This window comes from Psychrobacter halotolerans, from assembly GCF_039680845.1.
GTDB lineage: Bacteria > Pseudomonadota > Gammaproteobacteria > Pseudomonadales > Moraxellaceae > Psychrobacter.
On sequence record NZ_JBDKWD010000005.1, the window covers coordinates 37765 to 61269 of the forward strand.

Here is a 23505-nt window from a genome sequence, read left to right on the forward strand (position 1 = left end):
ATCTAAGCATTAATGATTGGTCAGATACTTAACGCCCTTGAGCGTTGTTCATATTGGCTTCATTAATTTCAACTTTATACACCAAACGTAGGTAATCTAAATAATCTTGTAGCTGATCTTGTCCTAAATTATCACGGACGATTGCTGCCGTTTGCGCTCTTTGCACATCAGACAATGGCGATTGCTGTTCTGTTTTGATAGGGTCGCCAACCAGTAAAGTTGCCCCTACTTCAGTTTCACTAGCGATTGCGACCACACCATTGTCAGCCGCTGGTTGACTAAAGGCCAATCCACGCTCTTTTTCAGTCAAGCGCGTTGTTTGACGATTGACTTCTCCTAATGACTGCAAGCGTACTGATTGCTTATTAATATCAGCTGGAGTCTTGATATTCGCGGCCAGCGCTTTGGCATCTTTTAGCGCCAATGCCGTGGCTTTTTGCTGACGTAATATCTGAGTGATTCTTGGTGTCGCTGCTGATAACGTGAGCGTCTTAGTAGGACGATAGTTACTTGGCTGTACCCATACCGTACCATTGCCGACTTCAATGCCAGCGGTCACTGCTTGATCTTGAATCGTAAACTCATCAAAGGCCTGTTTAATGACAGCAGGTTGCGACAGTAGCGTTTGATTGTTTTCTTTCGGATAATTTTTAAGACGTTTTAGGGCTACATTTTCCTGCTGAGCAATATCTTCGATACTAAAGCCATCGGCTGCTAAGTCATTAATCGCCGCTACTTTATCTGCATAAAGCTCCTGACGCTTATACTCTTTTGCTTTGACCATTAACTCGTCGCGCATACTCTCAAGACTTGGTAGTGAGCTGCCATTGTCTTCAGTGACCGTAAATATTTGATAACCAAAACTTGTTTTGATAGGCGCGGTTACATCGCCAACACTTAAGCCTTCCAAGGCTTTTTCGACCGCTACGGCATCACTACCAAACACGGTTGGATTGAATCGGCCAATGTCACCACCAGTCTCTCCAGAGGGATCATCAGACTCTGTTTTAGCCAATGCCGCAAAAGACTCCCCTTTATCCAAACGGGCTTTGACTTTATCTGCACGCGCCTTAGTATTTTCACCTGTTAACAAAATCTGGCTAATTCTACGCTCATCAGTGATTGCTTGGCTTTGCTTATACGCTTCGTATTGCTGCTGCAAATCCTCTGTGGTGACATCGCTCACTTGAAGCGACTGAGGACTGAGTTGTAAATAAGCCAAATCCACGACTGCGGCGCTTTTTAGATCATTTTTATTGGCATCATAGTAAGCTTGTATGTCGCTTTTGCTCAATTTAACTTGGTCAACATAGTCCTGCCACTCAAAACGATGTAGCCAAATATTGCGTGACTCAAGTTGCAAGTCAATCAATTGACTGACCGCTTTCATCGGATAGACGGCAGTACCAACGATACTAGCATTGAGCTGGTCAAGACTAAGCTGATTGCGAAACTCAGCAAACAGCTGGTTTTTGGTCATACCGCGCTGACGCAAGAAGTTTGCGAATTGGTCGTTAGAGAAGTTGCCGTCAGCATCTTTAAAAGCATCTTCTTGACGTAATAAGCGATTGATAGTGTCATCAGAGACTGTCATACCAAGCTTACCCGCTTGCTGCTCTAGTAATGTACGATCAATCAAACCTTTTAGCACTTGTTCGTGTAGCACATCTTCGTTTAATAAGCTTGCGTCCTCAACCTGTTCTAATATCTCAGTACGACGGTTATTGACGGCAGTCTGATACTCGGACAACCCTACGCTTGCATCACCCACCTGAGCCACTTGGTTGGGATCAACCCCGCCACCAAAATAGCTTTCGACACCCAATAGAGCGAGCGGCGATAGGCACAAAATCAATAAAATGCGACCTGGCCAGCTTTTTAAGAAATCGCGCAATTTATCCATAGTTATCTCTGCTTTATTAACCTATATTGATGAAAAACCATTGTAATATTACTATTAATATCAATGCTATCTAAGCAGGCAATGGTAAGAATTAGAACCTATGCATTTAATAGAGAACAAAAAGGCTATTTTTTAAAGCAGCCTTGTTTTAGCAACGCATTTACCGAGCGCCCTATGATACGTGATTTTTTATACAGACTCAAAATATTCACGTTATCTGATACAAACTATCGCAATAAAAAAAGCACCTAATCACTAGGTGCTTTTTTTCGTTCAAATTTTCCCTTAGATTGTCATCAAAGGTATGAACGACCCTCTTTTATGAGGAACAAACGCTGCTTTTGTTGAAATACTGATTTTATTTAAATACTGCTTTTAATTAAATATTAAACCTTTACAGCGTTTGCTTTAAAAGAATGGCTTAGTTCAAGCGCTCTTTTAGGTTTTTACCTGCTTTAAAGCTAGGTACTTTGCTTGCTGGGATGCTAAGTTCTTCACCAGTCTTAGGGTTACGGCCAGTACGAGCTTTACGGTCTTTTACGCTGAAAGTACCAAAGCCTACTAGTGAGATGCTGTCACCAGCTTCTAATGCTTCACCAACGCTTTCCATAACCGCATTCAATGCATCACCAGCTTGAGTTTTATTTAGACCACTTTTATCTGCGATGCTATCAATTAATTCTGACTTATTCATAAAATTTCCTTCAAGTTTAAGGGAGATAATAAACGCTCACGCCAAGCATTGTAACGCTCTCATAGCATTTAAGCAATAAAAACTACCTGACTGGCGTATTAACAGGTGTCGCTTTGTTATCGTCTTTATATCAAGGCAGCATAAGGAGCGCAAGTGATTTTACATATTTTTGTCCTCTACACTACGTATTTGACACCCAATGTTACGCAAAGCCTTTGAAACTGTCCTTTTAGGCCACTATGCTTGCCAAAATTTGCATGATTTTGTGCTTAAAAAAGACGTTAAAATGATAATATCGTCTTAATCGTTATAAATATCGGTGCCATTATTAGCTACTCTGTAGTCAATTAATAATTTAACAACTGACAGAAACGAACGTTACTTTTTATTATAAAGACGTTACTATGAACAAAAAATAAAATATCATTGCATCAAATTGGGTCGATTTTAACCCTTGTTTATTGTCTGCCTCTGATTTGTCACATAAAAACGGATTATTTACATGAAGCGTTCTACGTTGTCCCATTCTCTTCTTAATGTCATTTTGGTGTTCATCGAATCAGCACTAACACTTTTGCTGCGTTTTGATCCCGAATTGCGCAAAGCTGCTTATCCGCTTGCTAAGGGAGGTACTGTCGTGGCTTTACGGTTATACTTGCCTCATGTTGAGGTTTTTGCCACTTTTAGTACCAAAGGGGTATTACTAGACGCCGAGCTGCCAGTGGGTCGCAGTGAGCCTGATGTTATTATCAATGCTTATAGTATCCAAATCATCAATGCCATCAGCACTCATGACAGCGAAACCGTAGAAAAATTACAAATGCGTGGTGAGTCCGTCCAAGTACAATTGGTCAAACAGTTCATTATGCAGCTTGGCGTTGGCAGCTTGATTCGCGGTCTGATCAAAAAGATTAAAGGCGGCAAAGATAAAAATCGTCCGACTGACGCTGAGATGGCAGACAAAAAAGAAAGCTATCAGCTGCGTATTAAAGAGCAACAGACTCAAATCAACACGCTAACCATCAAAAATCGTGAGCTTGAAACCACGTTAAAAGAACTACAAAGCAAACAAAAGACACTTATGATCATTACAGCGATTGCGATTGTCGTTATGATCGGTTGTATTGCAGGACTGTTAATGAATTAATTTTGAGACCAATAAATGTTGAACACAGTAAACGTTGAGCCCAGCGACCGTTAAACACAGTAAACGTTAAACATGATAAGCCCCATTAGTAGTAAGTAAAACAAGTAAGCAAAATAAGCGTTTGACCTCTATTATATGCAAAGAGGTTAAGCGTTTTTCTTTTTTATTCCTCCTATAAATTCTGAGACAACCCTCATCATTTTGGTCTAAAACGTTGAGAATTACTCATTGCCTCGCAACGCCCCTCTTACTTTTCATCATTGTTTTTACCAATCGTCATAATAAGATAGATTAACCATTCAACCACATTTTAATCTTGACTAAATTACTCAGGTTTAAGTATAATTACCTTAATCGTTGCACACATCGGGTTAATCATCTGCTGTTTAATGACGATTAAAGACCTCTTAGCCAGTCAATGAGTCTTACTTATAATACTGCTTAATATTAATGATTATTATATTAGCGATTGTTATCAATTATAAATCTCATCTTGCTAAGACCGTTGTTAACTAAAACTGATATTAAAGTTTGGAGATAACCTATGCGTTTGACTACTCGAGGCAGATACGCCGTTACTGCATTATTAGATTTGGCATTACAGACTAGCCAACAAGACAGTGCCGTTTCTTTATCTGATATCGCCAAGCGACAATCTATTTCTATCTCCTATCTCGAACAGCTGTTTTCTAAGCTTCGTAAACGTGGTCTTGTTATCAGTATACGCGGTGCAGCTGGTGGTTACCTACTAGCGAAACCGTTGCATGAAATAGATGTGATGAGCATCATATCTGCGGTGGACGAATCAGTGAATGCCATGCAATGTGAAGGACGTGGTGACTGTCAAGGTGGTACAATGTGCCTGACCCATGATTTATGGTGTGCTTTGTCTAACCACATTGAACAGTACTTGAAAAATATAACTTTAGCGCAATTATTAGATATGGAAAATGTGCAGTTGGTCTCAGAACGCCAGCACACATCAAACAAAGATATTTCCATAAAAGATATTAATACTATTACTCTATCGAACAGCGAGGCAAACCCAGCATGAGCCAACATAACAACCTTATATACTTAGATTATGCCGCCACCACGCCAGTTGCTAAATCAGTAGCGGCAAAGATGAGCGAGTATCTGACGGTAGATGGCATTTTTGGTAACCCAGCTTCGCGTTCTCATGGCTATGGCTGGCAAGCGGAAGAAGCCGTAGAAACCGCCCGTCAACAAGTGGCTGAAGTGATTAATGCGGATCCACGCGAAATCGTTTTTACCTCTGGTGCGACTGAATCTGACAACCTCGCTATTAAAGGCGCGGCTCATTTTTATCAGTCTCGTGGTAAGCACATCATTACCAGTAAAATTGAACATAAAGCCGTACTTGATACCTGCCGTGAGCTTGAGCAAGAAGGCTTTGAGATTACTTATCTTGAGCCGCAGCCTAGCACTGGTCTGATTTTACCAGAGCAAGTTAAAGACGCACTGCGTGAAGACACCATTTTAGTGTCACTGATGATGGTGAACAATGAGCTTGGTACAGTGACTGATGTTGCTGCCATTGGTGAAATCACTCGTGAAGCTGGCGTTGTGTTCCATGTTGATGGCGCTCAGTCCGTTGGTAAAGTACGAATTGATCTTGAAAACATGAAAATTGATTTGATGAGCTTTTCAGGTCATAAAGCATATGGTCCTAAAGGTATTGGCGCGCTTTTCGTTCGTCGTAAACCTCGTATTCGCCTAAAAGCAGAACAGCACGGCGGCGGTCATGAGCGCGGTATGCGTTCAGGCACGTTACCGACGCATCAGATCGTAGGACTGGGGGCTGCGTTTGCCCTAGCCAATGAAAGCTTTGAAGCGGATCATGCTCATGCGGCAAAATTACGTCAAAAATTGTGGGACGGTTTGCAAGACATCGAAGAGATTTATCTAAACGGTGATCTTGAAAATAGTGTGCCTAATATTGTGAATATCAGCTTTAACTTCGTTGAAGGTGAATCACTCATGATGTCTCTAAAAGACTTAGCGGTATCATCAGGATCAGCCTGTACATCAGCGACTCTTGAGCCATCTTATGTATTGCGTGCTATTGGTCGTCCAGACGAATTGGCTCACAGCTCGATCCGCTTTAGCTTTGGTCGTTATACGACAGAAGAAGATATCGACACTATTATTAAGCAAATGCATGAGGCGGTTGATAAGCTACGCGCCCTATCACCACTTTGGGATATGTACCAAGAAGGTGTTGATCTAAATTCAGTTGAATGGGCTGAGCACTAAAAAATAGACTTTAAAAAGTAGTATGGCTATCGAATATCGCTATATTACGATCAATCAGACAGTTATAAATACAGTATTTATAAGCGATAAGTTTGACCCCAAATATCGATGAGTTAGTGGTATTTTAAACTTAATAAACGACTGCTCATCATCTAACTAGGAGAAAACCCCATGGCCTATAGTGACCAAGTTATTGATCATTACGAAAACCCACGCAACGTTGGCAATCTTGACAAAAATGCCAAAAACGTTGGTACTGGTATGGTCGGCGCCCCAGCCTGTGGCGATGTGATGCGTCTGCAAATTCAAGTTGATGATAACGGTATCATCGAAGATGCCCGCTTTAAGACTTATGGCTGCGGCTCTGCTATCGCATCAAGCTCACTTGTGACTGAGTGGCTCAAAGGCAAAAGCCTAGACCAAGCTGGCGAAATCAAAAACAATGATATCGCTCAAGAGCTGGCATTACCACCTGTCAAAGTCCATTGCTCTGTATTAGCAGAAGATGCTATTAAAGCGGCTATTAATGACTATAAAGGTAAGCATGGCGCATTAGTAGAAAACGCAGCAGCAGAAACGGCTAGCTAATCTATTGACCTAGTCAGTGGTAGTAGTCGCTATTATTTTGTTAGTAATGCTTTGATGACAGTATATTAAATAATGACTAACGCTAAAGAGGTGACAATAACGCTTATGCCATTGTCACCTTTTGTTTTCTAAACGTTGTCAGTATTGTTTTGGCAAAATTGTCTTTTGCTTGCCAATTTATACAACGTTTTATTAATATTTATTATTGATAGTCAATGGGAGTTGGCATGATTGAAATGACAGAACGCGCCGCTCAGCATGTTCGAGATTTTTTGGACAATCGCGGCAAAGGTGAAGGCATTCGAGTCGGCATACGTACAGCAGGCTGCTCGGGCTTGGCTTATGTTTTAGAATTTGTGGATGTGCCTGATGAAAATGACACTCGGTATGAAAGCCGTGGCGTCAGCATCTTTATCGATCCTAAAAGCTTGGTTTATTTAGATGGTCTATTGATGGATTACGAAAAAGAAGGGCTAAACGAAGGCTTTAAATTCACCAATCCTAATCAAAAAGGCGAATGTGGCTGCGGTGAATCCTTTACAGTTTAAGACTTTGGTTAATCGTCTTGAGATTGTATTTGATTAATATCTGTTTCGTCAGTATGAATAATCCTAGCCAAACCCGCATGTTAAAAATAAATAAAGAAGTAAGGCGTACGATATGACAGATATTACTCCAGAAGCACAGTTTGATAACTTTTTTGCCCTATTTGAGCAACCTGTACAATTTGAAGTCAATCAACACAGTCTCGATCAACATCTACGTCTGCTGCAAAAGCGATACCATCCTGATAACGTGGCAAAGAATCTAACAGACACCGCCCAAGCTCATCAGCATTCTGAACAAGCTTCAGCCCTTATCAATCAAGCATATCAAACGTTAAGCTTCCCTGACAGTCGAGCCAGCTATCTATTAGATATGGCAGGACAAGCACAAAACCTAGAGAATTCAATCGCAGATTTAGACTTCTTAGAAGATGCGATGGAGATGCGTATGACGCTTGATGACGCGATTGAAGAAAAAGACCGTCCAACGTTACAACAATTACATCCACAAATTGTAGAGCGCTTAACCACACAGTCTGATCGCTTTAATGGCGCTTATCAGAATAAAGAGTGGCAAAGCGCCATTGACGCCACTCAAAAACTAAAGTTCTTGGTTAAGCTAAATGCGGATGTCACGACAGGTCTTGATGAAGTCGCAACGGCTGACCAGTCAGATGACGACGACTTATATATGTAGATATTGTATTTACATGTAGATATGGTATGAGCGCGGCAAACTGATGGTTAAAATAGTAACGACGATACCGTATAATTTCTTATTTTAACCATAGAAAAATTATTAGGGCGTGTCCTAGTCGCAACGCTTTAATATTCTTATAATAGGCGCGCATTTGTTAATTTTTGGAGTGTCTTGACGATATTTGCTCCATTTCACTTATTTATTTTATCTCTTTCATTTTATATCTGAGTTATCCTATGTCTTTATTGCAAATTGCCGAACCCAACCAAAGCGCCCAACCCCATCAGCACCGTTTTGGTCTAGGAATTGATCTTGGTACCACACGCTCACTGGTTGCTGTGGTTCGCTCGGGCAAGGCGCAAGTTTTAGAAGCTCACTCAAGTAAAGATACCTTACTGCCTTCTGTTGTTTATTATCCAAGTACCGGCAATCCCTTAGTCGGTGATGAAGCGCTGACCCATTTAGCAGATGATCCAAAAAACACCATTGTATCGGCCAAGCGTTTTATGGGTCGTAGCCAAGCAGACATCAAATTCTCTCATCCTTATGAGTTAAGTGGTCACAAAGATGACATGCCAGCGTTCGTTACTGCTCAAGGCAATGTCTCTCCTGTTGAGGTGTCAGCGCGTATCTTAGCCGCGCTCAAACAGCGGGCAGCAAGCGCCTTACCTGATGACAGTATTGAGGGCGCCGTGATTACCGTTCCCGCTTACTTTGATGAGGCTCAGCGTCAAGCCACCAAAGATGCAGCGCAAGCGGCTGGTATCACGGTTTTGCGTCTTTTAAATGAGCCAACCGCAGCAGCAGTCGCGTATGGACTTGACCAGCCTACTAATAAAGAGAATCAAGAAAACTATTATCTGATTTATGATCTTGGCGGCGGTACGTTTGATGTCTCTATTTTAAAGCTGACTGATGGGGTATTTGAAGTCTTGGCAACGGGCGGTAATAGCGCACTGGGCGGCGATGATATTGATCGCTTAATAACCAATTGGCTTATCAAACAGTTAAATATTGATCCCAAAGAGGTAAGTAGTCACGACAAGTCAATACTGGCACAAAAAGCCAAAAGTTATAAGCAAGTATTGACCGATGCTGAGCAGGTCGAGATTGATATCATCATTAATCAGCAGTCCTATCAAGGTGTATTGCGCCGTGAAGAGTTGATTGCCATCATAGAGCCTGTCAGCCGCCGTACAGTCAGCGTATGTGAGCAGGTACTACGTGATGCGAAGTTGTCGAGCGCGGATTTAGACGAAGTTATTTTGGTTGGTGGCTCTACTCGTATGCCTGCCATACAGCAAGTCGTTACGGATTTCTTTAACAAACAGCCGCTTTGTCGTCTGAATCCAGATGAAGTAGTTGCCTTAGGGGCGGCGCAAACGGCGCATCAATTGGTCAATGGCGACAGTGACAACAATCTACTATTATTAGACGTAACGCCATTATCACTGGGTCTTGAAACGATGGGCGGCTTGGTTGAAGTCCTTATTCCACGTAACACGCCTATTCCTGTCAAAAAGCGTCAAGTCTTTACGACTTATCAAGACGGTCAAACCGGAATGGTTATTCATGTGGTACAAGGCGAGCGCGAAACAGTAGAAAACTGCCGCTCACTAGGGCGTTTTGAGTTGTATGGCATTCCACCAATGAAGGCCGGTTTTGCCCGTATCGAGGTGACTTTTAGTATTGATGCCAATGGTCAGTTGACGGTCAGTGCACAAGAAACCACCACCAAAACCGAAAGTAAAATTGAGATTGTGCCTTCTTATGGTTTATCAGATGAGCAAAAAGAACAGTTGCTTATGTCAGGGTTCCAGCATGCAGAAGAAGACAAAAACGCGCGCTCTTTGATTGAAACCAAAGTAGAAGCTGAGCGAGAAGTATTGGCCCTGCAATCTGCTCTCAAAGAGTTCGCAGCCTTATTGACGACAGAAGAACAGCGCTCTTTAGCTGAGCACATACAAAGCTTACAAGCAGCACTTGCCACTAGCGACTTAGCCCTGATCGAAGCGAAGCAAGCCGAGCTCAAACCGCATAGCGATGCGTTTGCTGCTCGCATTATGAATCAAAGCGTTAAAGCCAGTATGGCAGGCACCAGCGCCCAAGATTGGTAGCAGCTACTCTTAGTGATATCGCTAAGTAATGATGCTTAGTAATATCGCTAAGTAATGATATCGAGCTGACCTTCTATTTTTATTTTTTACATTGATTAGCATTGGAAAGACATTTTATGCCAAAGATTACCGTACTACCCCATCACGAAATTTGCCCTGAAGGCGCTGAAGTCGAACTGGATGCTGGCGAAAACTTATGTAAAGCGTTACTAGAAAAAGGCATTAAGATTGAGCATGCTTGTGAGATGTCGAAAGCCTGTACCACTTGTCACGTGGTAGTACGTAAAGGTTTTAATAGTTTGGATGAGATGGACGATGTCGAAGCGGATTTATTGGATCGCGCTTGGGGATTGGAGCCTGACTCACGCCTGTCCTGTCAAGTTATGCTTGAGGACACCGATTTGACCATTGAGATTCCTAAATATACCCTCAATCATGCAAAAGAGAATCACTAAACGCGCTTATCGTGCAATTTATAATTAAATGCATTGTAAAGATAAAAAATAGCCAGCTATGGTTTACATGGCTGGCTATTTTTTTATCTTAGAGCATGTTGAGCAGTTTTATATTTATATTATTACTTTGAATGCATATTATTACGTTTGCTCTCTGCTGCTATATTTGAGTCCACCTTTTGTTGCTCCTGCTCAATACGTTCGAGCGCAAAATTCAAGCGTGCCATGATATCTTGATAATCATGATCGTTCATATCTTTGAAATTTAAATGCAAATTAAAACCAGGTAAGGTGTGATCCAACCATTTTGATTGCTGATTGTTACGAGTATCTGGATCCAATACCTGCCATGCACTTACCTTTTCATCAAAACCTTTTAGCTGGAACGAGCCGGCGTGCAGACACTCATAGTTGTGACAAACATAGTCATAAGTGCTCTCGCTAATCAATATCATGCCTCTTTCCGCGCTGGACTCAAGTCTGGCTGCAAGGTTGGCTTCTTTGCCGATAAGCGTATAGCTGAGTCTGTTATTACTGCCAAAATTACCAACATGACAATATCCTGTGGTAATCCCGATACGAATGTACAGGCCATCAAACCCCATCAGTCGCCATTTTTGTCTCAACGTTCGCATTTCACGGCGCATATCTATTGCCATCGCAACGCAATCTAGTGCATCTTGGCGTGGTCCGCGCGTATTAGGCTCTCCAAAAAAACAGACCATGCCATCGCCGATAAATTTATCAAGGACGGCGCCATGCTTATTTGCAATCAAGGTCATACAGTCCATATAAGTATTCAAAATATCGGCCAAATTATCAGCACTCAAGCTATCAGACAGCTCGGTAAAGCCGACGATATCTGAGAACATAATGGTCAGCTTTGCCCGTCTGTTAGACACACTCACAGGGCTATCTGATCTTACGATCGGCTCCCAAATTTGCGGTGGTACAAAGCGCGTTAGTTTATTGATGACCGACACCATCGTACTAAGACGTCCGGTAGCCTGATGAGAGCTTACTTTATACTTGGTATAGGCGTGATGCGTGTCACGAAACTGATAAAGGATAACGACCATACTGGCCAACAATATTACAGGCGGCAACCAACCTTCTATACAGGGCATATCAGGCCCATTTAGAATGGTGCTCACGTAGTAAAACACAAGTATCGTTACCAGTGCCACCGCAACCAATTTTAGATTGTTTTTCGGATCAACGATGATACGTACGCCGATCAAGGATGCTAGGCTGAGTGAGATCACTATACAAAGCTGTAGAGAGCCGATCACCATAGCAAATAGAATGATGACCATATTCGACGTCCAAAAACTTTTTTGGCGTCGATAGTTATAAATAAGAATCATCAAACTAGGTAAGCTGACAGTGACCAGTAACGCCATTGAAGTAGGACGAAAGTCAAAATGGAAAGCGAGCAAGAACACCGTAAGAAGCAACACAAAAACTTCTGGGTAGTCAAATTGGCAGGCTTCTTTATTTTTTGAGGGAAGCTTTAGTTTGGATGTGTTTGAAAGGGGCATGAGAAGGAATCGCTTAATCTAGCAGGCTATCGCAAAAACTCAAGAAGACAGTCGCAACCTCTATATGACCCTGAGCGCCACAGTAGTTTGTCTATCACGTGAGCTAACAATATATTATACGTTCTAAATGAAGTAAATCCTAAATCACTGGTCACCAAACAAGCCCCCTTCATCCGTTTGTTGGATATTTGGCGATCTAATACCGATGATTTGAAATGAAATCGAATGTTGTGATCAGTATTTAGGGTGTGTTGAACATTCACAAATAAAATAAAGACCATTTTTCACTGCATAAAAGAAGCCAGATACTGTTGAGTGTCTGGCTTCTTTTATGCAATAACGTTCGCGCTCTATTACATTTGCCAATCAAATGGCATTTGATGATGACCACGTAGCGCCATCATTAGGGTTTGCTGCATTTGTGCCAATACTTCTTTAGTATAAGGAACCGCTGGCACGCCCCATACTGGATTTGGCCATTGCATGTCGTTCTGATAACGGACAATATGGTGAAAATGTAGCTGAGGTACTTGGTTACCAAGTGCTGCAACATTCATCTTATCGGCTTGAAAAGTCTTAGCAAGCTGGCTCGATAACCAGCTCGACTCACGCAAAAACTGCGCTTGATCGGCTTCAGATAGCTCATATAGCTCTTTGATACCCGATACACGCGGCACCAAGATCAACCATGGAAACTGGCAGTCATTGATTAAGCGGCAAGTAGATAATGGAAAATCACCTACCAAAAAACTATCGGCAGCAAGTTTATGATGAAGTTGGAACATAGTGACGGTTCTCTTGTTATAGCATTTAGATAAAAGAAAATAAGTATGTTTAAAAACAAAATAGCATGGGCTAAAAATACAGTGACGTTATTTTATCAGGTATCTATCCGATAAAATAGCGCCAGTCCTTATTGCTTAAGATTTTACCTTGGTATCATTTCTTGACTGAACAGATTTTTGGCCGCTCAACGTTTGATCGCTCAGCAGTTTAACCCATTAAACCACTTTAACACGTATTTTGTTATCCTCAAATTAGGCCGTGCTGAACTATGCCGATTCTTCGACCATATGGCCGCTAAAATAGCGTAGTAGCTCTTGGATAACCGTCACACGCTGTTGCGGTGTTGCCAGCTTATCGGCGTCCTGATAGCGAATACCGGAGGCACCATTCATGCGGTAGCGCTGACCGTCTGTCTGAATCAGCTCAATAATCGCTAATGCTTCGACTGGAGTATCGGGCGCAAACTCAAGGGTCATACTACTGCTGTTGGCATCGATTTTATTAATCTTAAGCGGTTCTGCTTGTAAGCGCAATCCATGAATGGCGAACAGGTGCTTGGTCTGATCCGGTAGTGTACCAAAACGGTCAATCATTTCGGTACGAATGTCTGTCAGCGCTTCTTTGTCATCTGCATTACTAATACGTTTATAAAACAACAAACGCTGATGCACATCGTGCAAGTACTCTTCTGGGATTAGTGCAGAACTATGCAGATTAATCTCGCTGGTGAGCGATAATGGCGTACTCAAATCAGGCTCCCTGCCCGCCTTAATCGCCTTAGTCGCACGCTCTAGCATATCCATATACAAGCTAAATCCAATCGCTTGCATATTACCGCTTTGCTGTTTGCCCAATATTTCACCAGCGCCGCGAATTTCTAAATCCTCGCTTGCCAGCATAAAGCCTGCGCCCAGTGTGTTGGCGCGTTCAATGGCGTGTAGACGACGCTTGGCATCACCTTTGAGACCTTTAATAGAAGGTACCAATAGATAGCAGTAAGCTTGATGATGACTGCGGCCCACACGACCACGCAGCTGATGCAGCTGGGCCAGACCAAACTTATCAGCACGCTCAATAATAATGGTATTGGCATTGGGAACATCAATGCCCGTTTCAATAATGGTCGAGCAGATCAATACGTTAAACTTTTTATGATAAAACTGCTGCATCACCTGTTCAAGCTGACGCTCCTGCATCTGTCCATGAGCAACGCCTATCCTCGCTTCGGGCACAAGCTCACGAACAGTCTCTGCCATGCGCTCAATACTGGCAACGTCATTATGCAATAAATAGACCTGTCCACCGCGTAATAACTCACGTAAGATCGCCTCTTTGAGCAAGGCTTCTGTCTTTTGCATAACAAAGGTTTTGATTGCCAAACGACGTGCTGGTGGCGTTGCAATAATTGACATATCTCGCATCCCTGACAACGCCATATTAAGCGTTCTTGGGATTGGGGTCGCGGTCATCGACATGCTATCGACATCGGTTTGAATGGCTTTGATACGCTCTTTATGACGGACACCAAAACGGTGTTCTTCATCGACAATCATCAAGCCTAGATTAGAAAACTTCACATCCGGTTGTAGCAGCTTATGCGTACCGATAACAATATCAACTTTACCCGCTGATAAATCAGCCAATACCGTATCTTGATGCTTTTTACCGCCAAAACGCGATAATGTCTCGATGCGTACTGGCCAATCCGCAAAACGGTCGCGGAAATTGTCTTCGTGCTGACCTGCCAGTAGCGTGGTCGGAACCAAGACGGCCACTTGATAGCCTGCACTGACCGCAATAAAGGCGGCACGCATGGCCACTTCTGTTTTACCAAAACCCACATCTCCGCAAATAAGACGATCCATCGGTTGGTTTTGTCTCATGTCTTCCATCACAGCATGGATAGCATTTGCTTGGTCGGGGGTTTCTTCAAACGCAAATTGGCTCGCAAATAGCTCGTATTGCGAGCTGTCTATTTTAAAATGAATGCCAACCTTGGCCTCACGCCTTGCTTGCATGTTTAATAGCTCGGCGGCCACATCATGAATTTGCTCTAACGCTTTTTGTTTGGCTTTATCCCATTTACCACTACCGATTTTGTGCAATGGCGCTAGTGCTGGATCGCCACCACTGTAGCGATTGATCATCTGTAAGTTGGCAACTGGTACATAAATACTGGCGTCATCAGCATATTTTAGATGGATAAACTCTTGCTCGCCGTCGCCAACATCTAAGGTGATAAGACCATTATAGCGACCAATGCCATGCTCAATATGAACAACTGGACTGCCTTCGGTAATCTCGGTGACACTCTTGACCAAAAACTCTTCTGACACGCCGCTTTGGCGATGACGACGCGTTTGCAGTACCTGACGTCCAAATAATTGCGTCTCACTAATCAGTACCAATCGCTCAGGCACATACACACCGCGCTCAATAGGCGCGACCGTCAAGCCAACTTGTGGTAAGTTATGCTCTGCTATATTTTGGCTTTTATCTGCTGCTAAAAATGCTTCAAAGCTATCATACGCTTTAACATCAATTTTACCTTTGAATAGCTCAATCAAAATCTCACGCCGACCCGCTGTTTCCGCGACGATCAATACGGGTGTCGAGGTCTGTGCCTGTATATTTAAAAAGTCTAACAATTCAGCCAAAGGTTCAGATTTTTGATGATTCACGGCTAAAGACGGTGGCTCTTGAGCGCTTAAGGTCACAAGGCCCTGTTTTTTATTTGGTGTTAGACGCTCTAATGACGCCTCCTCATCAGTGGCCACGATATCATTCATAGTGCTCAGCTCATCACGCGCACTTAATATCACTCTCGGATAATGATTGAGATATTCATTAAAAGTATTTGATAACAGATAGAGTAATTCAGGCGCGACAATAGGCTTATCAATATCGTGACGACGTTCTTCATAGCGGCGCTGGATTTGTGACCAGTAATCTGCCTGTTTTTCATGAATCAATTCGTCGGTGATGAATAACGCGTTACTTGGCAAATAAGCAAATAGACTACTCTCTGCATGCCATTCCTCGGCATCGAAAAATAGTGGCTGATAATACTCAAGTCCACTACTTGCAATACCTGCCATGACATCTTTATGCAGCTCAAACTTACGGCTGCTGGCATTAGGAAACATGGCGGCAAAATTGGTACGGAAAGTCTCACGACCTTCATCAAGGGGGAATTCTTTTGCTGGTAGAATTTGAAACTGTTCGATAGGCTTTGAGATATCAGGAAGTTTGTGCAATAAAGACAAAGATTCTTTTGCCAGACTACTGTCGTTGCCTGTCATCATTGCGTTCAAATCATCGACAGTCAATGTGCGCTGAGTCTGAGGATTAAAAAAGCGAATCGTTTCAATTTCATCATCGAATAAATCAAGACGCAGCGGAAACGGCTGACCCATTGCAAAAATATCGATAATACTACCACGGACAGCAAACTCACCCGGCTCAAAGACATTTTCAACCGCACGGTAACCCGCTTTTGCCAGTAACTCACGCTGGGTATTGATATCAAATTGATCGCCAACACTCAAATCAAAATGTTGTCCGATAAGCCAGCTTGGCGGTGCCACACGGTGCATCAGCGCCTGCACGGAGATCAATAACACACCTGTGGTTGGCATATCAGTCAACAGATTGATACGCTCGCTTACGATGTCCTGATGTGGGGACAACTCATCATACGTAAGCGTCTCCCAATCTGGAAACACGTAGGCATCAACCCCGCAAAACGCCAGTTCCGTCTCTATCTGATTCAACTGGTTTTGATCACGCGTCACCACAACCTTGAGACGATCAGCAACGGTTTCTATTGGGGTCTGCATCAAACTTGCTAGCCACAAACTACTGACAGCACCATGTACAGGCGCAAGCCAGCGTCGCTGTGCGTGTTGGATGGGAAATAACTGCTGGTTGATAGGGTCAAATGCGTCAGTCAGAGCTGTGATAGGCATAAAAAGTAGAATCAAAGTTAAAAGTCAGACCGCTATTATACGAATATTTAAGCAATTACCAAAACTTATGCCGTAACGGTTTGTCACTTAGTCATTTTACGCAGCATTATCAAGATATCTGGCCTATGGCTGTTGCTTATCCCATCTTTTACACGAAACCAAAGCATAAAGAAATAAAATGTATCAGCCTAAAAACAGTCGTATAAATACCAAAAAACCCCAGTCCATGTATCAACTGAGGTTTTCTTTTATTGCTAACTACTAAACTACTAATCGTTAATTGCTAAGTTCTAATTGTTAGTTATTCAATACTAAGTGCAGAATAAATGTTGCCAACTAACGACGCTTTAGATTAACGCCTTATCACTAGCAATGATACCGTTGTTATCGGCATAGACAAACATACCTGAACGTAACCTTAAATCACCAAAGCTGATCTCAATATCCGTTTGGCCTTCATCACGACGCGTTGATTTACGAGGAATACAGCCCAGCGCCATCACGCCTATATCCATTTTTGCTAAGTCATCGACATCACGAACACAGCCATATACGATTACGCCAGCCCACCCATTATCAATCGCTGACTGTGCAATCATGTCACCTAGTAGCGCGCAGCGCATAGAACCCCCACCGTCGACAACCAATACTTTACCATAACCGTCTTTGTCCTTACCGTTACTGTTCAAAAGTGACTTAACGCGGCTGTTGTCCTCAAAGCACTTTACCGTCACAATCTCCCCGCAAAACCTGTTTTGGCCGCCAAAACGATGAAACGATTTTCCTTCAATATTAGGCAAGCATACCTGCGCTTCCGGATTGGCATCTAATAAGTCGCAGGTCACAAAGTTTTCTTTATTCATGGTCATCGATTCTGTCATGGTCAGGCTCCTTGTTTTTAATTCTCTTGGTTTTAACTTTCTCGCTGTTAATTTTCAAGTCATTATTATTAATGAGATTCTATATTGTGTTTCGGTTGGTCTAAAATGAAAATTATTGTGATGAAAGTCACTGTGTTAAAAGTCATTATGTTTAAACAGTCTTTTTTCGAGATTAATGCCGCTTACTCAATTGCTTTTATTGTATATTGTTTATACTTTACTTAGGCTATTTAGTAAAAGAAACCCTGCTTTATAAAACTGACTAAAGGTTAAAAGGTTCCCTCTCTTATCCTTTCAATCTCGTCATCGCCAGCATCTGCTTATTCTCGACGATACGGGTTTTCTTAACCATGGGCTCACTGCGATATTTGCTACGCTCATAGATATCATGCGCACTCATCGCCATCGCACTAGCCACACGTTTGGCAGAAATGGGATGCAGTGATAGTGATTCAGAGACCAGCGGTGAAATTAGCTTAAATGCTTTTTGACCAATACTTTCGAGAGGTCGACCTTGGTGTTTACCCAATAATAACGAAGGACGAAAGATGATAAGCTGTGCAAAATCTAATGCAATAATGGACTGCTCGGTCTCCGCCTTGACTCGATTGTATAAAAAACGACTGTCAATATCTGCATTCATTGCCGACAATAAAAAGAAGTTCTCGACCCCTCTTTCTTGACAAAGTTTGGCAAAATTTACATTATAATCATGGTCAATTTTTCGAAAAGTCTCACTACTCCCCGCCTGTTTTTTGGTCGTACCAAGACAGCTAAATGCATCTGTTTTGCGATCCACACCAACACTTGCAAATATCTCAGCCAAATTATCGAAGTCGTTGACCTGATAAAAACGCATGCTGGCATTGATATAGCGTGGTGGACGCCGTGCAATCACAATTAGCGTGTCATAAAGCTCACTCAGTTGTTTGACAAGATGCTGACCTACCAGTCCTGTCGCACCAATTACAATTGCTTTTCGCTGCATATCCTATCCACTTATATACGATTGGGAGATTTATGATCATCAAATGTGCCTTTTAAAATCACATCTGTTTAGTATCATACCTAAATTAATGGCTCACTGACGTTATTCTACAGAGTTTATTGTAAGAGATTTTATCAGTTAGCCTACTTTTTAAAGCAATAATCTTGTCAGTCAAACGTATAAATACCCTAAAACACCCGCTGTTAGTGGAATAGCATAACTTCTTTGCGCATTAATCATCAAATAGATTGTTCTAAGCGTGATAATTTGCTAAAATATCCGGCTTTACACGTCAACGCTGTTTAATTATTCCAAACAGTTCTGACGCTTGCGATGATCTATTAATATTAGATACTTTAATATTAGACGTCGACATCATGTTTGACGAGACGGCTGCTCGTCACCAATGACTGTTAAACCATTATTGCAATCAACATTCATATTTTATCTGTCTTTATCAAGGAGATACGCGTGGCTAATACTGCACAAGCTCGTAAACGCGCCCGTCAAAACACCAAACGTCGTCAGAACTCTGCGTCACAACGCTCTATGGTTCGTACTTACTTAAAACGTGTTGATGCGGCTATCGCAGCTAAAGATTATGACGCGGCTACCGAAGCTTATAAAAAAGCGGTACCAGTTCTTGATCGTATGGCTGACAAAGGTATTATTCATAAGAATAAAGCTGCTCGTCGTAAGAGCCGCCTAAACAAAACAATCAAAGGCTTACAAGCTTAAGATTTTTGATGTTTAGACCGCATCACACGATTGTAGTGTGATGACTAAAACCCTGCTACTGGTTCTAATACGGTGGTAGGGTTTTTTTATGAGTGTCCAAAAGGCCTTAGCTAAGATAGAGACATGTGTTTCAATTACGGCTCAAAGCAGAAAACCGTAAAACGATTCATCAATAACAGCATCTATCATAATGAATCAATCAGCCATAAATCCTAAATCCTAAAGATTATACTACCTGAGTCTTACCTCTGGTGGTAATAGCAGCGTGCTGGGATGCAATCCCGCTTTACGGTGGGCATCTAATAGAGCGCTTATCGGACGAGTATATATCTTGCCGCGCCAAACGAAATGCGCATTTGCTTGATCAAAAGGCTTATCATCAAACCACAAAAACACCCCTTCCATCATCTTGGGCCAATCATTCCAATCGATCTCAACTCGATCAAACATTACTGCCAAAAAAGCAGACAGTAAAGTATCATGACTGACGGCAAGCATTAGATGTCCATGCTGCGGCTGATGCTGATAAAAAAGCGATAAAAGATCGAGACCGCCTTGATAAGTGTTCTTAGTGCCTTCAAGATTGCCTTGTAAAAATCGATTGATAAAATTTAGGACGCCAATTTCTTTAAATATGGGATTGGCAATTTCAGGTTCAGTCACTAGGCTGCCAGGTTCAACCAATAATGATTGATGCGTGATCTCACGTCGCAGTCCTGCGCCTTCCTGCATCAGCTGCGCAGTATCGATACAGCGACCAATTGGACTTGAAATACTATCAACATCAAGTGAATACGGCAGATGCCCTGCCAACCAACGTCCCCAAGACTTCGCCAATATACGACCTTTAGGCGTCAAAGGCAGCTGGTAACTGGCAAAACCGTTGCCATCAGAGCGCTCACGCAGTGAATGTCTGGTAAATAAAATCAGCCGCTCACCTTCCGGTAGTAGGCCGACAGAAGCGATCATACTATCAGGCAGATGAGAGGGGGCTGGCGCACTTGGGGTATGACCCGTACTCTTCTCGACGGCTGGTGTTGATAAGGAATTATTTAGATTTTTACTCATAGTAGTAAGCGTAGCAGATTTTTTGGTCAGAATGAATACAATATCTATTTAGTCATTGTATAGGCTGCTGTCAGCCTCGTTTTATTAGTTAATTTATTGGTTAATTGATTGGTAAAAAAGTCACGACCAACATATTATGACGCTGATCATAAAGAGAATCATTTTTTATAACCCTATTCATCCAAATCAATCACTCTATCCCAAGCAAATGCTAAAGACGTACTGCTGACTTCGTTAGGATAAGCGCGTGGATTGACAATCACACGTGTATGACCAATACGATAGTCAAACGCTTCGTGAGTGTGACCATGCACCCAAAGCGCTGGTGCCCAATCTTCGTGCATCCATGCCGATAGATCACTCACAAAAGCGGCATTACTCGGTAGACTGGCATATTTTTCAGACACTGATAATGGGCTGATGCTATGGTGACTCATCACAATGGTTTTTTTACCCAGCGCTTTTGCCGTTATTAACGCTTGTTGAAGCCATTGGCGCTGCTTTGCATGTATCTGTATAGAAACCTCAGGTGAAAACAGCTCATTACCTGCATATATTTGTTTATAGTCTCGCATAAATTGTCGGGCAGCAATCATGGTTTCATCGTTGGCGTTATATCGATAGTCTGTCCACAATGTACAGCCCAAAATCCTCACGTCGCCGATATCAATATGCTGACACTGCAATACTTTTACGCCCTGCTGCAACTCATTATCAAAATTATCCCAAGTGGCCAACTTTTTATCAAAATGCAGCACATCTTCGTTAAAGTACTCATGGTTACCAGCAATGGTAATCAAAGGCACTTTCAAGCGTTCTGCCTGTGTTTGTAGCCAAGGCATGCCACTATCACTATTGGCCGTATCGCCTGCCACTAATACGATGTCTGCATCAGTTTTAGGGATATGTCCGATAGGGTGCGATTGACGTGCATAACTATCGATATGTAAGTCACTTAATATCTGTAATTTCATGTTGTTCGATGTCGTCCAATAATACTGTTTTAAAAATTTGAATAGAAATCTAAATTAGTGTCAATACAGGCTCTAGGGGAGCAAATAAAGTTGATACCCTCAATATCTCTCTGAGAGAGGTGTAAACACAAGTTTAAACAGTGTAGCACCTTTTTTACTACTCACAAAAAGTAAAAAAAGACAGCGGATTAGGCTGTCTTTGTTATTACTGTTTCACTTCAGGCCATTAAGGCGTGGCCTAAATTCAAGCGCTAGTTATCTAAATGGACTAAATACTCTGCAGTATTTTCTGTAATTTCGCCGCAGGGTCAGTCGCTTGTGTGATAGAGCGACCAATGACCAGATAATCGGAACCATCATTTAGCGCTTGCGTTGGTGTACAGATACGTTTTTGATCATTAGCATCGTCTTCTAGTAAGCGAATACCGGGAGTTACTAGCTTAAAGTCTTCACCACATAACGCTTTGAGTACTTTGGCTTCTTTTGCTGAGCATACCACACCATCAAGGCCAGCTTGTTTGGTAAGCTGAGCCAATCGGCTAACCTGCTCATCCAAACCTGTTGTGATACCTGTTTGCGTTAATGCTTCATTATCCATAGACGTTAGGACAGTAACGGCGATCAACAATGTATCAAACCCACCTTCTAATAAGCGCTTCTTTGATACGGTCATGGCTTCTAAGCCCGCACTGGCATGGACATTAACCATCCATACACCAAGATCAGCAGCGGCCAATACCGCTTGGGCGGTGGTATTAGGAATATCATGAAACTTCATGTCTAAAAAGACATCAAAACCGCGCTGATGCAGCATCTGAACGATGTTAGGGCCGCAGCGAGTGAATAGCTCTTTACCCACTTTTAAGCGGCACAGTGCTGGATCTAGTTGATCTGCCAATGCAAGAGACGCCTCCATGCTCATATTGTCTAAAGCAACGATGACGGGAGACTGTATTACGTTATTCATGGTAATGCCGTATTGATATTATGATTATTAAAAAATGAGATATAAAGCTAAGTCATAAGCCCATGACTTACTACTTTAGTCTCGTTTATGTTTAGTAAGAATAGGCTGATTGTCCATCTTGACGGCGGTAGTATCTTGTACATTGCTCGCTGTAGATCCATAAACGGCGTCTTCTACCGTTGGTGAATTCGCTTGACGATCAATCACGATATTGGCCTGTGTCAATTGTTCTTGTAGGTTTGTATTCGCCTTTTGCAAACGTGATATTTCCCATTTGTTTTGTAAAACGCGGAATATCAGTATAGACAATAAAATACCAATGACGACACCGAGTATCAAACATAGAATCAGTAACAGTCCCAAGTTCATTGCTGGCGCTTGTGAAAAGATTAAATTTACACCCACTTCTGTGTTGTTCGCTAATACCAAACCAAGCGCATAAGCAAAGCTTAAAAATAGTAAGACAAAAAGTAAAAATCGCATGAGACATATACCTCGGTTTGGAATGCCATTAATTTTTATAAGATAACGTGTCCGCAAAACTCTCTAACACGTTATCTTATTAAAAACTTTTTAAATCAGCATTCTGTGGTTACTATTAATTATTTGCAACTTTTTCATTCACCGCTTCACGTAGCGCTTTACCTGGCTTAAAATGAGGAATGGCCTTCGCAGGTACTGGCACACTCTCCCCTGTTTTTGGATTGCGGCCCATACGAGCGCGGCGATGATGTAGACAAAAACTACCAAAACCACGAACCTCTACTCTTCCGTCATTGGATAAAGTATGGGTCATCAGATTTAATATTTCGCGCACTGCGTCATCGACTACGGTATCAGTTATAGTCTCACAGTTTGCACTCAGATTACTAATGAATTCGGATTTGTTAATTGCTTGCTGCATTATTACGCTTGCCTTTTTAATTAATGGATAAGATGATTATGAATCAGACCATGGCTTTTGAACCTTATTCAACAGCAATTTTGAATCGCTGCTTCTAAGAGAGGATATCTATTGGATTAAAAAGTCCAATGCTTAAGTCAATGTCTTCATCTTGTATGAGTCATCACTGGTAACTTGTGACTCAATGTTGCAAATGATAGCGGATATTATAGTAAATGAAAACAAGAGTTTGCCTAGTTAGTTAAAAACCTTGGCAATTATTGG

At 42.1% G+C, this 23505-nt stretch carries 21 protein-coding genes; 9 read left to right on the plus strand and 12 right to left on the minus strand.

The genetic code is table 11. From position 1 onward, the window contains the following. Positions 1 to 28: 28 nt before the first annotated feature. Both AAJP47_RS10210 and AAJP47_RS10215 read right to left on the minus strand, forming a co-directional pair. A complete protein-coding gene (locus AAJP47_RS10210; RefSeq protein ID WP_346717822.1) occupies positions 29 to 1903 on the minus strand; it encodes a SurA N-terminal domain-containing protein in 1875 nt (624 codons plus the stop codon). Between the two features lie 421 nt (positions 1904 to 2324). Next, entirely contained in the window at positions 2325 to 2597 is a 273-nt protein-coding gene (locus AAJP47_RS10215; protein WP_045445077.1) for an HU family DNA-binding protein, read from the minus strand. A 502-nt stretch (positions 2598 to 3099) separates the two neighbouring features. On the opposite strand from AAJP47_RS10215, the gene AAJP47_RS10220 reads away from it, so the two are divergent. From AAJP47_RS10220 to fdx, 8 genes are all read left to right on the plus strand, one after another. Then, on the plus strand, positions 3100 to 3744 hold the full coding sequence (locus AAJP47_RS10220; RefSeq protein WP_346717823.1) for a hypothetical protein: 645 nt from the start codon (positions 3100 to 3102) through the stop codon (positions 3742 to 3744). A 544-nt stretch (positions 3745 to 4288) separates the two neighbouring features. Next, complete coding sequence (locus AAJP47_RS10225; protein ID WP_346717824.1) at positions 4289 to 4798, plus strand: Rrf2 family transcriptional regulator; 510 nt, start codon at positions 4289 to 4291, stop codon at positions 4796 to 4798. After that, entirely contained in the window at positions 4795 to 6021 is a 1227-nt protein-coding gene (locus AAJP47_RS10230; protein ID WP_346717825.1) for an IscS subfamily cysteine desulfurase, read from the plus strand. Before AAJP47_RS10225 ends, AAJP47_RS10230 begins: the two co-directional genes overlap by 4 nt. 171 nt (positions 6022 to 6192) lie before the next feature. Beyond that, positions 6193 to 6609, plus strand: coding sequence for a Fe-S cluster assembly scaffold IscU (iscU, locus tag AAJP47_RS10235; RefSeq protein ID WP_346717826.1), 417 nt, complete (start codon positions 6193 to 6195; stop codon positions 6607 to 6609). Between the two features lie 227 nt (positions 6610 to 6836). After that, a complete protein-coding gene (iscA, locus tag AAJP47_RS10240) occupies positions 6837 to 7157 on the plus strand; it encodes an iron-sulfur cluster assembly protein IscA (protein WP_346717827.1) in 321 nt (106 codons plus the stop codon). A gap of 112 nt (positions 7158 to 7269) precedes the next feature. Further along, on the plus strand, positions 7270 to 7851 hold the full coding sequence (hscB, locus tag AAJP47_RS10245; RefSeq protein ID WP_346717828.1) for a Fe-S protein assembly co-chaperone HscB: 582 nt from the start codon (positions 7270 to 7272) through the stop codon (positions 7849 to 7851). A 239-nt stretch (positions 7852 to 8090) separates the two neighbouring features. After that, complete coding sequence (hscA, locus tag AAJP47_RS10250) at positions 8091 to 9971, plus strand: Fe-S protein assembly chaperone HscA (protein WP_346717829.1); 1881 nt, start codon at positions 8091 to 8093, stop codon at positions 9969 to 9971. A 116-nt stretch (positions 9972 to 10087) separates the two neighbouring features. Beyond that, positions 10088 to 10426 (plus strand): ISC system 2Fe-2S type ferredoxin, encoded by a 339-nt coding sequence (gene fdx, locus AAJP47_RS10255; RefSeq protein ID WP_346717830.1) that lies wholly within the window; start codon positions 10088 to 10090, stop codon positions 10424 to 10426. 122 nt (positions 10427 to 10548) lie between these two features. On the opposite strand, the gene AAJP47_RS10260 is transcribed toward fdx, so the two are convergent. The 5 genes from AAJP47_RS10260 to AAJP47_RS10280 all read right to left on the minus strand — a co-directional run bounded on the left by AAJP47_RS10260 (position 10549) and on the right by AAJP47_RS10280 (position 18590). Beyond that, on the minus strand, positions 10549 to 11967 hold the full coding sequence (locus AAJP47_RS10260) for an adenylate/guanylate cyclase domain-containing protein (protein ID WP_346717831.1): 1419 nt from the start codon (positions 11965 to 11967) through the stop codon (positions 10549 to 10551). A 353-nt stretch (positions 11968 to 12320) separates the two neighbouring features. Further along, positions 12321 to 12752 carry an HIT domain-containing protein gene (locus AAJP47_RS10265; RefSeq protein ID WP_192522485.1) on the minus strand — a complete coding sequence of 144 codons (432 nt, stop codon included), beginning with the start codon at positions 12750 to 12752 and terminating at the stop codon, positions 12321 to 12323. Positions 12753 to 13019: 267 nt separating this feature from the next. Further along, the gene (mfd, locus tag AAJP47_RS10270) at positions 13020 to 16721 is read right to left on the minus strand and encodes a transcription-repair coupling factor (RefSeq protein WP_346717832.1); all 3702 of its coding nucleotides are present in this window, start codon (positions 16719 to 16721) and stop codon (positions 13020 to 13022) included. Positions 16722 to 17068: 347 nt separating this feature from the next. Continuing rightward, positions 17069 to 17602 (minus strand): ribonuclease E activity regulator RraA, encoded by a 534-nt coding sequence (gene rraA, locus AAJP47_RS10275; RefSeq protein WP_346717833.1) that lies wholly within the window; start codon positions 17600 to 17602, stop codon positions 17069 to 17071. A 286-nt stretch (positions 17603 to 17888) separates the two neighbouring features. Beyond that, a complete protein-coding gene (locus tag AAJP47_RS10280; RefSeq protein ID WP_346717834.1) occupies positions 17889 to 18590 on the minus strand; it encodes an NAD-dependent epimerase/dehydratase family protein in 702 nt (233 codons plus the stop codon). Positions 18591 to 19061: 471 nt separating this feature from the next. On the opposite strand from AAJP47_RS10280, the gene rpsT reads away from it, so the two are divergent. Further along, positions 19062 to 19328 (plus strand): 30S ribosomal protein S20, encoded by a 267-nt coding sequence (rpsT, locus tag AAJP47_RS10285; RefSeq protein WP_010200097.1) that lies wholly within the window; start codon positions 19062 to 19064, stop codon positions 19326 to 19328. Between the two features lie 231 nt (positions 19329 to 19559). Here rpsT and AAJP47_RS10290 read toward each other — a convergent pair whose 3' ends face one another. From AAJP47_RS10290 to AAJP47_RS10310, 5 genes are all read right to left on the minus strand, one after another. Continuing rightward, entirely contained in the window at positions 19560 to 20396 is an 837-nt protein-coding gene (locus AAJP47_RS10290) for a histidine phosphatase family protein (protein ID WP_346717835.1), read from the minus strand. 173 nt (positions 20397 to 20569) lie between these two features. Next, positions 20570 to 21370: a metallophosphoesterase gene (locus AAJP47_RS10295; protein ID WP_346717836.1), complete on the minus strand. Its 801-nt coding sequence runs from the start codon at positions 21368 to 21370 to the stop codon at positions 20570 to 20572. Positions 21371 to 21638: 268 nt separating this feature from the next. Beyond that, complete coding sequence (gene pyrF, locus AAJP47_RS10300; protein WP_346717837.1) at positions 21639 to 22337, minus strand: orotidine-5'-phosphate decarboxylase; 699 nt, start codon at positions 22335 to 22337, stop codon at positions 21639 to 21641. 75 nt (positions 22338 to 22412) lie between these two features. Then, on the minus strand, positions 22413 to 22820 hold the full coding sequence (locus AAJP47_RS10305; protein WP_346717838.1) for a lipopolysaccharide assembly protein LapA domain-containing protein: 408 nt from the start codon (positions 22818 to 22820) through the stop codon (positions 22413 to 22415). A 115-nt stretch (positions 22821 to 22935) separates the two neighbouring features. After that, a complete protein-coding gene (locus AAJP47_RS10310; protein ID WP_346717839.1) occupies positions 22936 to 23241 on the minus strand; it encodes an integration host factor subunit beta in 306 nt (101 codons plus the stop codon). Positions 23242 to 23505: the final 264 nt, after the last annotated feature.

What these genes read in the sequence shown, in the direction of transcription:
- AAJP47_RS10210 (WP_346717822.1), bottom strand. Translation starts at nt 1,903, where the DNA reads ATGGATAAATTGCGCGATTTCTTAAAAAGCTGGCCAGGTCGCATTTTA.
- AAJP47_RS10215 (WP_045445077.1), bottom strand. Translation starts at nt 2,597, where the DNA reads ATGAATAAGTCAGAATTAATTGATAGCATCGCAGATAAAAGTGGTCTA.
- AAJP47_RS10220 (WP_346717823.1), top strand. Translation starts at nt 3,100, where the DNA reads ATGAAGCGTTCTACGTTGTCCCATTCTCTTCTTAATGTCATTTTGGTG.
- AAJP47_RS10225 (WP_346717824.1), top strand. Translation starts at nt 4,289, where the DNA reads ATGCGTTTGACTACTCGAGGCAGATACGCCGTTACTGCATTATTAGAT.
- AAJP47_RS10230 (WP_346717825.1), top strand. Translation starts at nt 4,795, where the DNA reads ATGAGCCAACATAACAACCTTATATACTTAGATTATGCCGCCACCACG.
- iscU (WP_346717826.1), top strand. Translation starts at nt 6,193, where the DNA reads ATGGCCTATAGTGACCAAGTTATTGATCATTACGAAAACCCACGCAAC.
- iscA (WP_346717827.1), top strand. Translation starts at nt 6,837, where the DNA reads ATGATTGAAATGACAGAACGCGCCGCTCAGCATGTTCGAGATTTTTTG.
- hscB (WP_346717828.1), top strand. Translation starts at nt 7,270, where the DNA reads ATGACAGATATTACTCCAGAAGCACAGTTTGATAACTTTTTTGCCCTA.
- hscA (WP_346717829.1), top strand. Translation starts at nt 8,091, where the DNA reads ATGTCTTTATTGCAAATTGCCGAACCCAACCAAAGCGCCCAACCCCAT.
- fdx (WP_346717830.1), top strand. Translation starts at nt 10,088, where the DNA reads ATGCCAAAGATTACCGTACTACCCCATCACGAAATTTGCCCTGAAGGC.
- AAJP47_RS10260 (WP_346717831.1), bottom strand. Translation starts at nt 11,967, where the DNA reads ATGCCCCTTTCAAACACATCCAAACTAAAGCTTCCCTCAAAAAATAAA.
- AAJP47_RS10265 (WP_192522485.1), bottom strand. Translation starts at nt 12,752, where the DNA reads ATGTTCCAACTTCATCATAAACTTGCTGCCGATAGTTTTTTGGTAGGT.
- mfd (WP_346717832.1), bottom strand. Translation starts at nt 16,721, where the DNA reads ATGCCTATCACAGCTCTGACTGACGCATTTGACCCTATCAACCAGCAG.
- rraA (WP_346717833.1), bottom strand. Translation starts at nt 17,602, where the DNA reads ATGACAGAATCGATGACCATGAATAAAGAAAACTTTGTGACCTGCGAC.
- AAJP47_RS10280 (WP_346717834.1), bottom strand. Translation starts at nt 18,590, where the DNA reads ATGCAGCGAAAAGCAATTGTAATTGGTGCGACAGGACTGGTAGGTCAG.
- AAJP47_RS10290 (WP_346717835.1), bottom strand. Translation starts at nt 20,396, where the DNA reads ATGAGTAAAAATCTAAATAATTCCTTATCAACACCAGCCGTCGAGAAG.
- AAJP47_RS10295 (WP_346717836.1), bottom strand. Translation starts at nt 21,370, where the DNA reads ATGAAATTACAGATATTAAGTGACTTACATATCGATAGTTATGCACGT.
- pyrF (WP_346717837.1), bottom strand. Translation starts at nt 22,337, where the DNA reads ATGAATAACGTAATACAGTCTCCCGTCATCGTTGCTTTAGACAATATG.
- AAJP47_RS10305 (WP_346717838.1), bottom strand. Translation starts at nt 22,820, where the DNA reads ATGCGATTTTTACTTTTTGTCTTACTATTTTTAAGCTTTGCTTATGCG.
- AAJP47_RS10310 (WP_346717839.1), bottom strand. Translation starts at nt 23,241, where the DNA reads ATGCAGCAAGCAATTAACAAATCCGAATTCATTAGTAATCTGAGTGCA.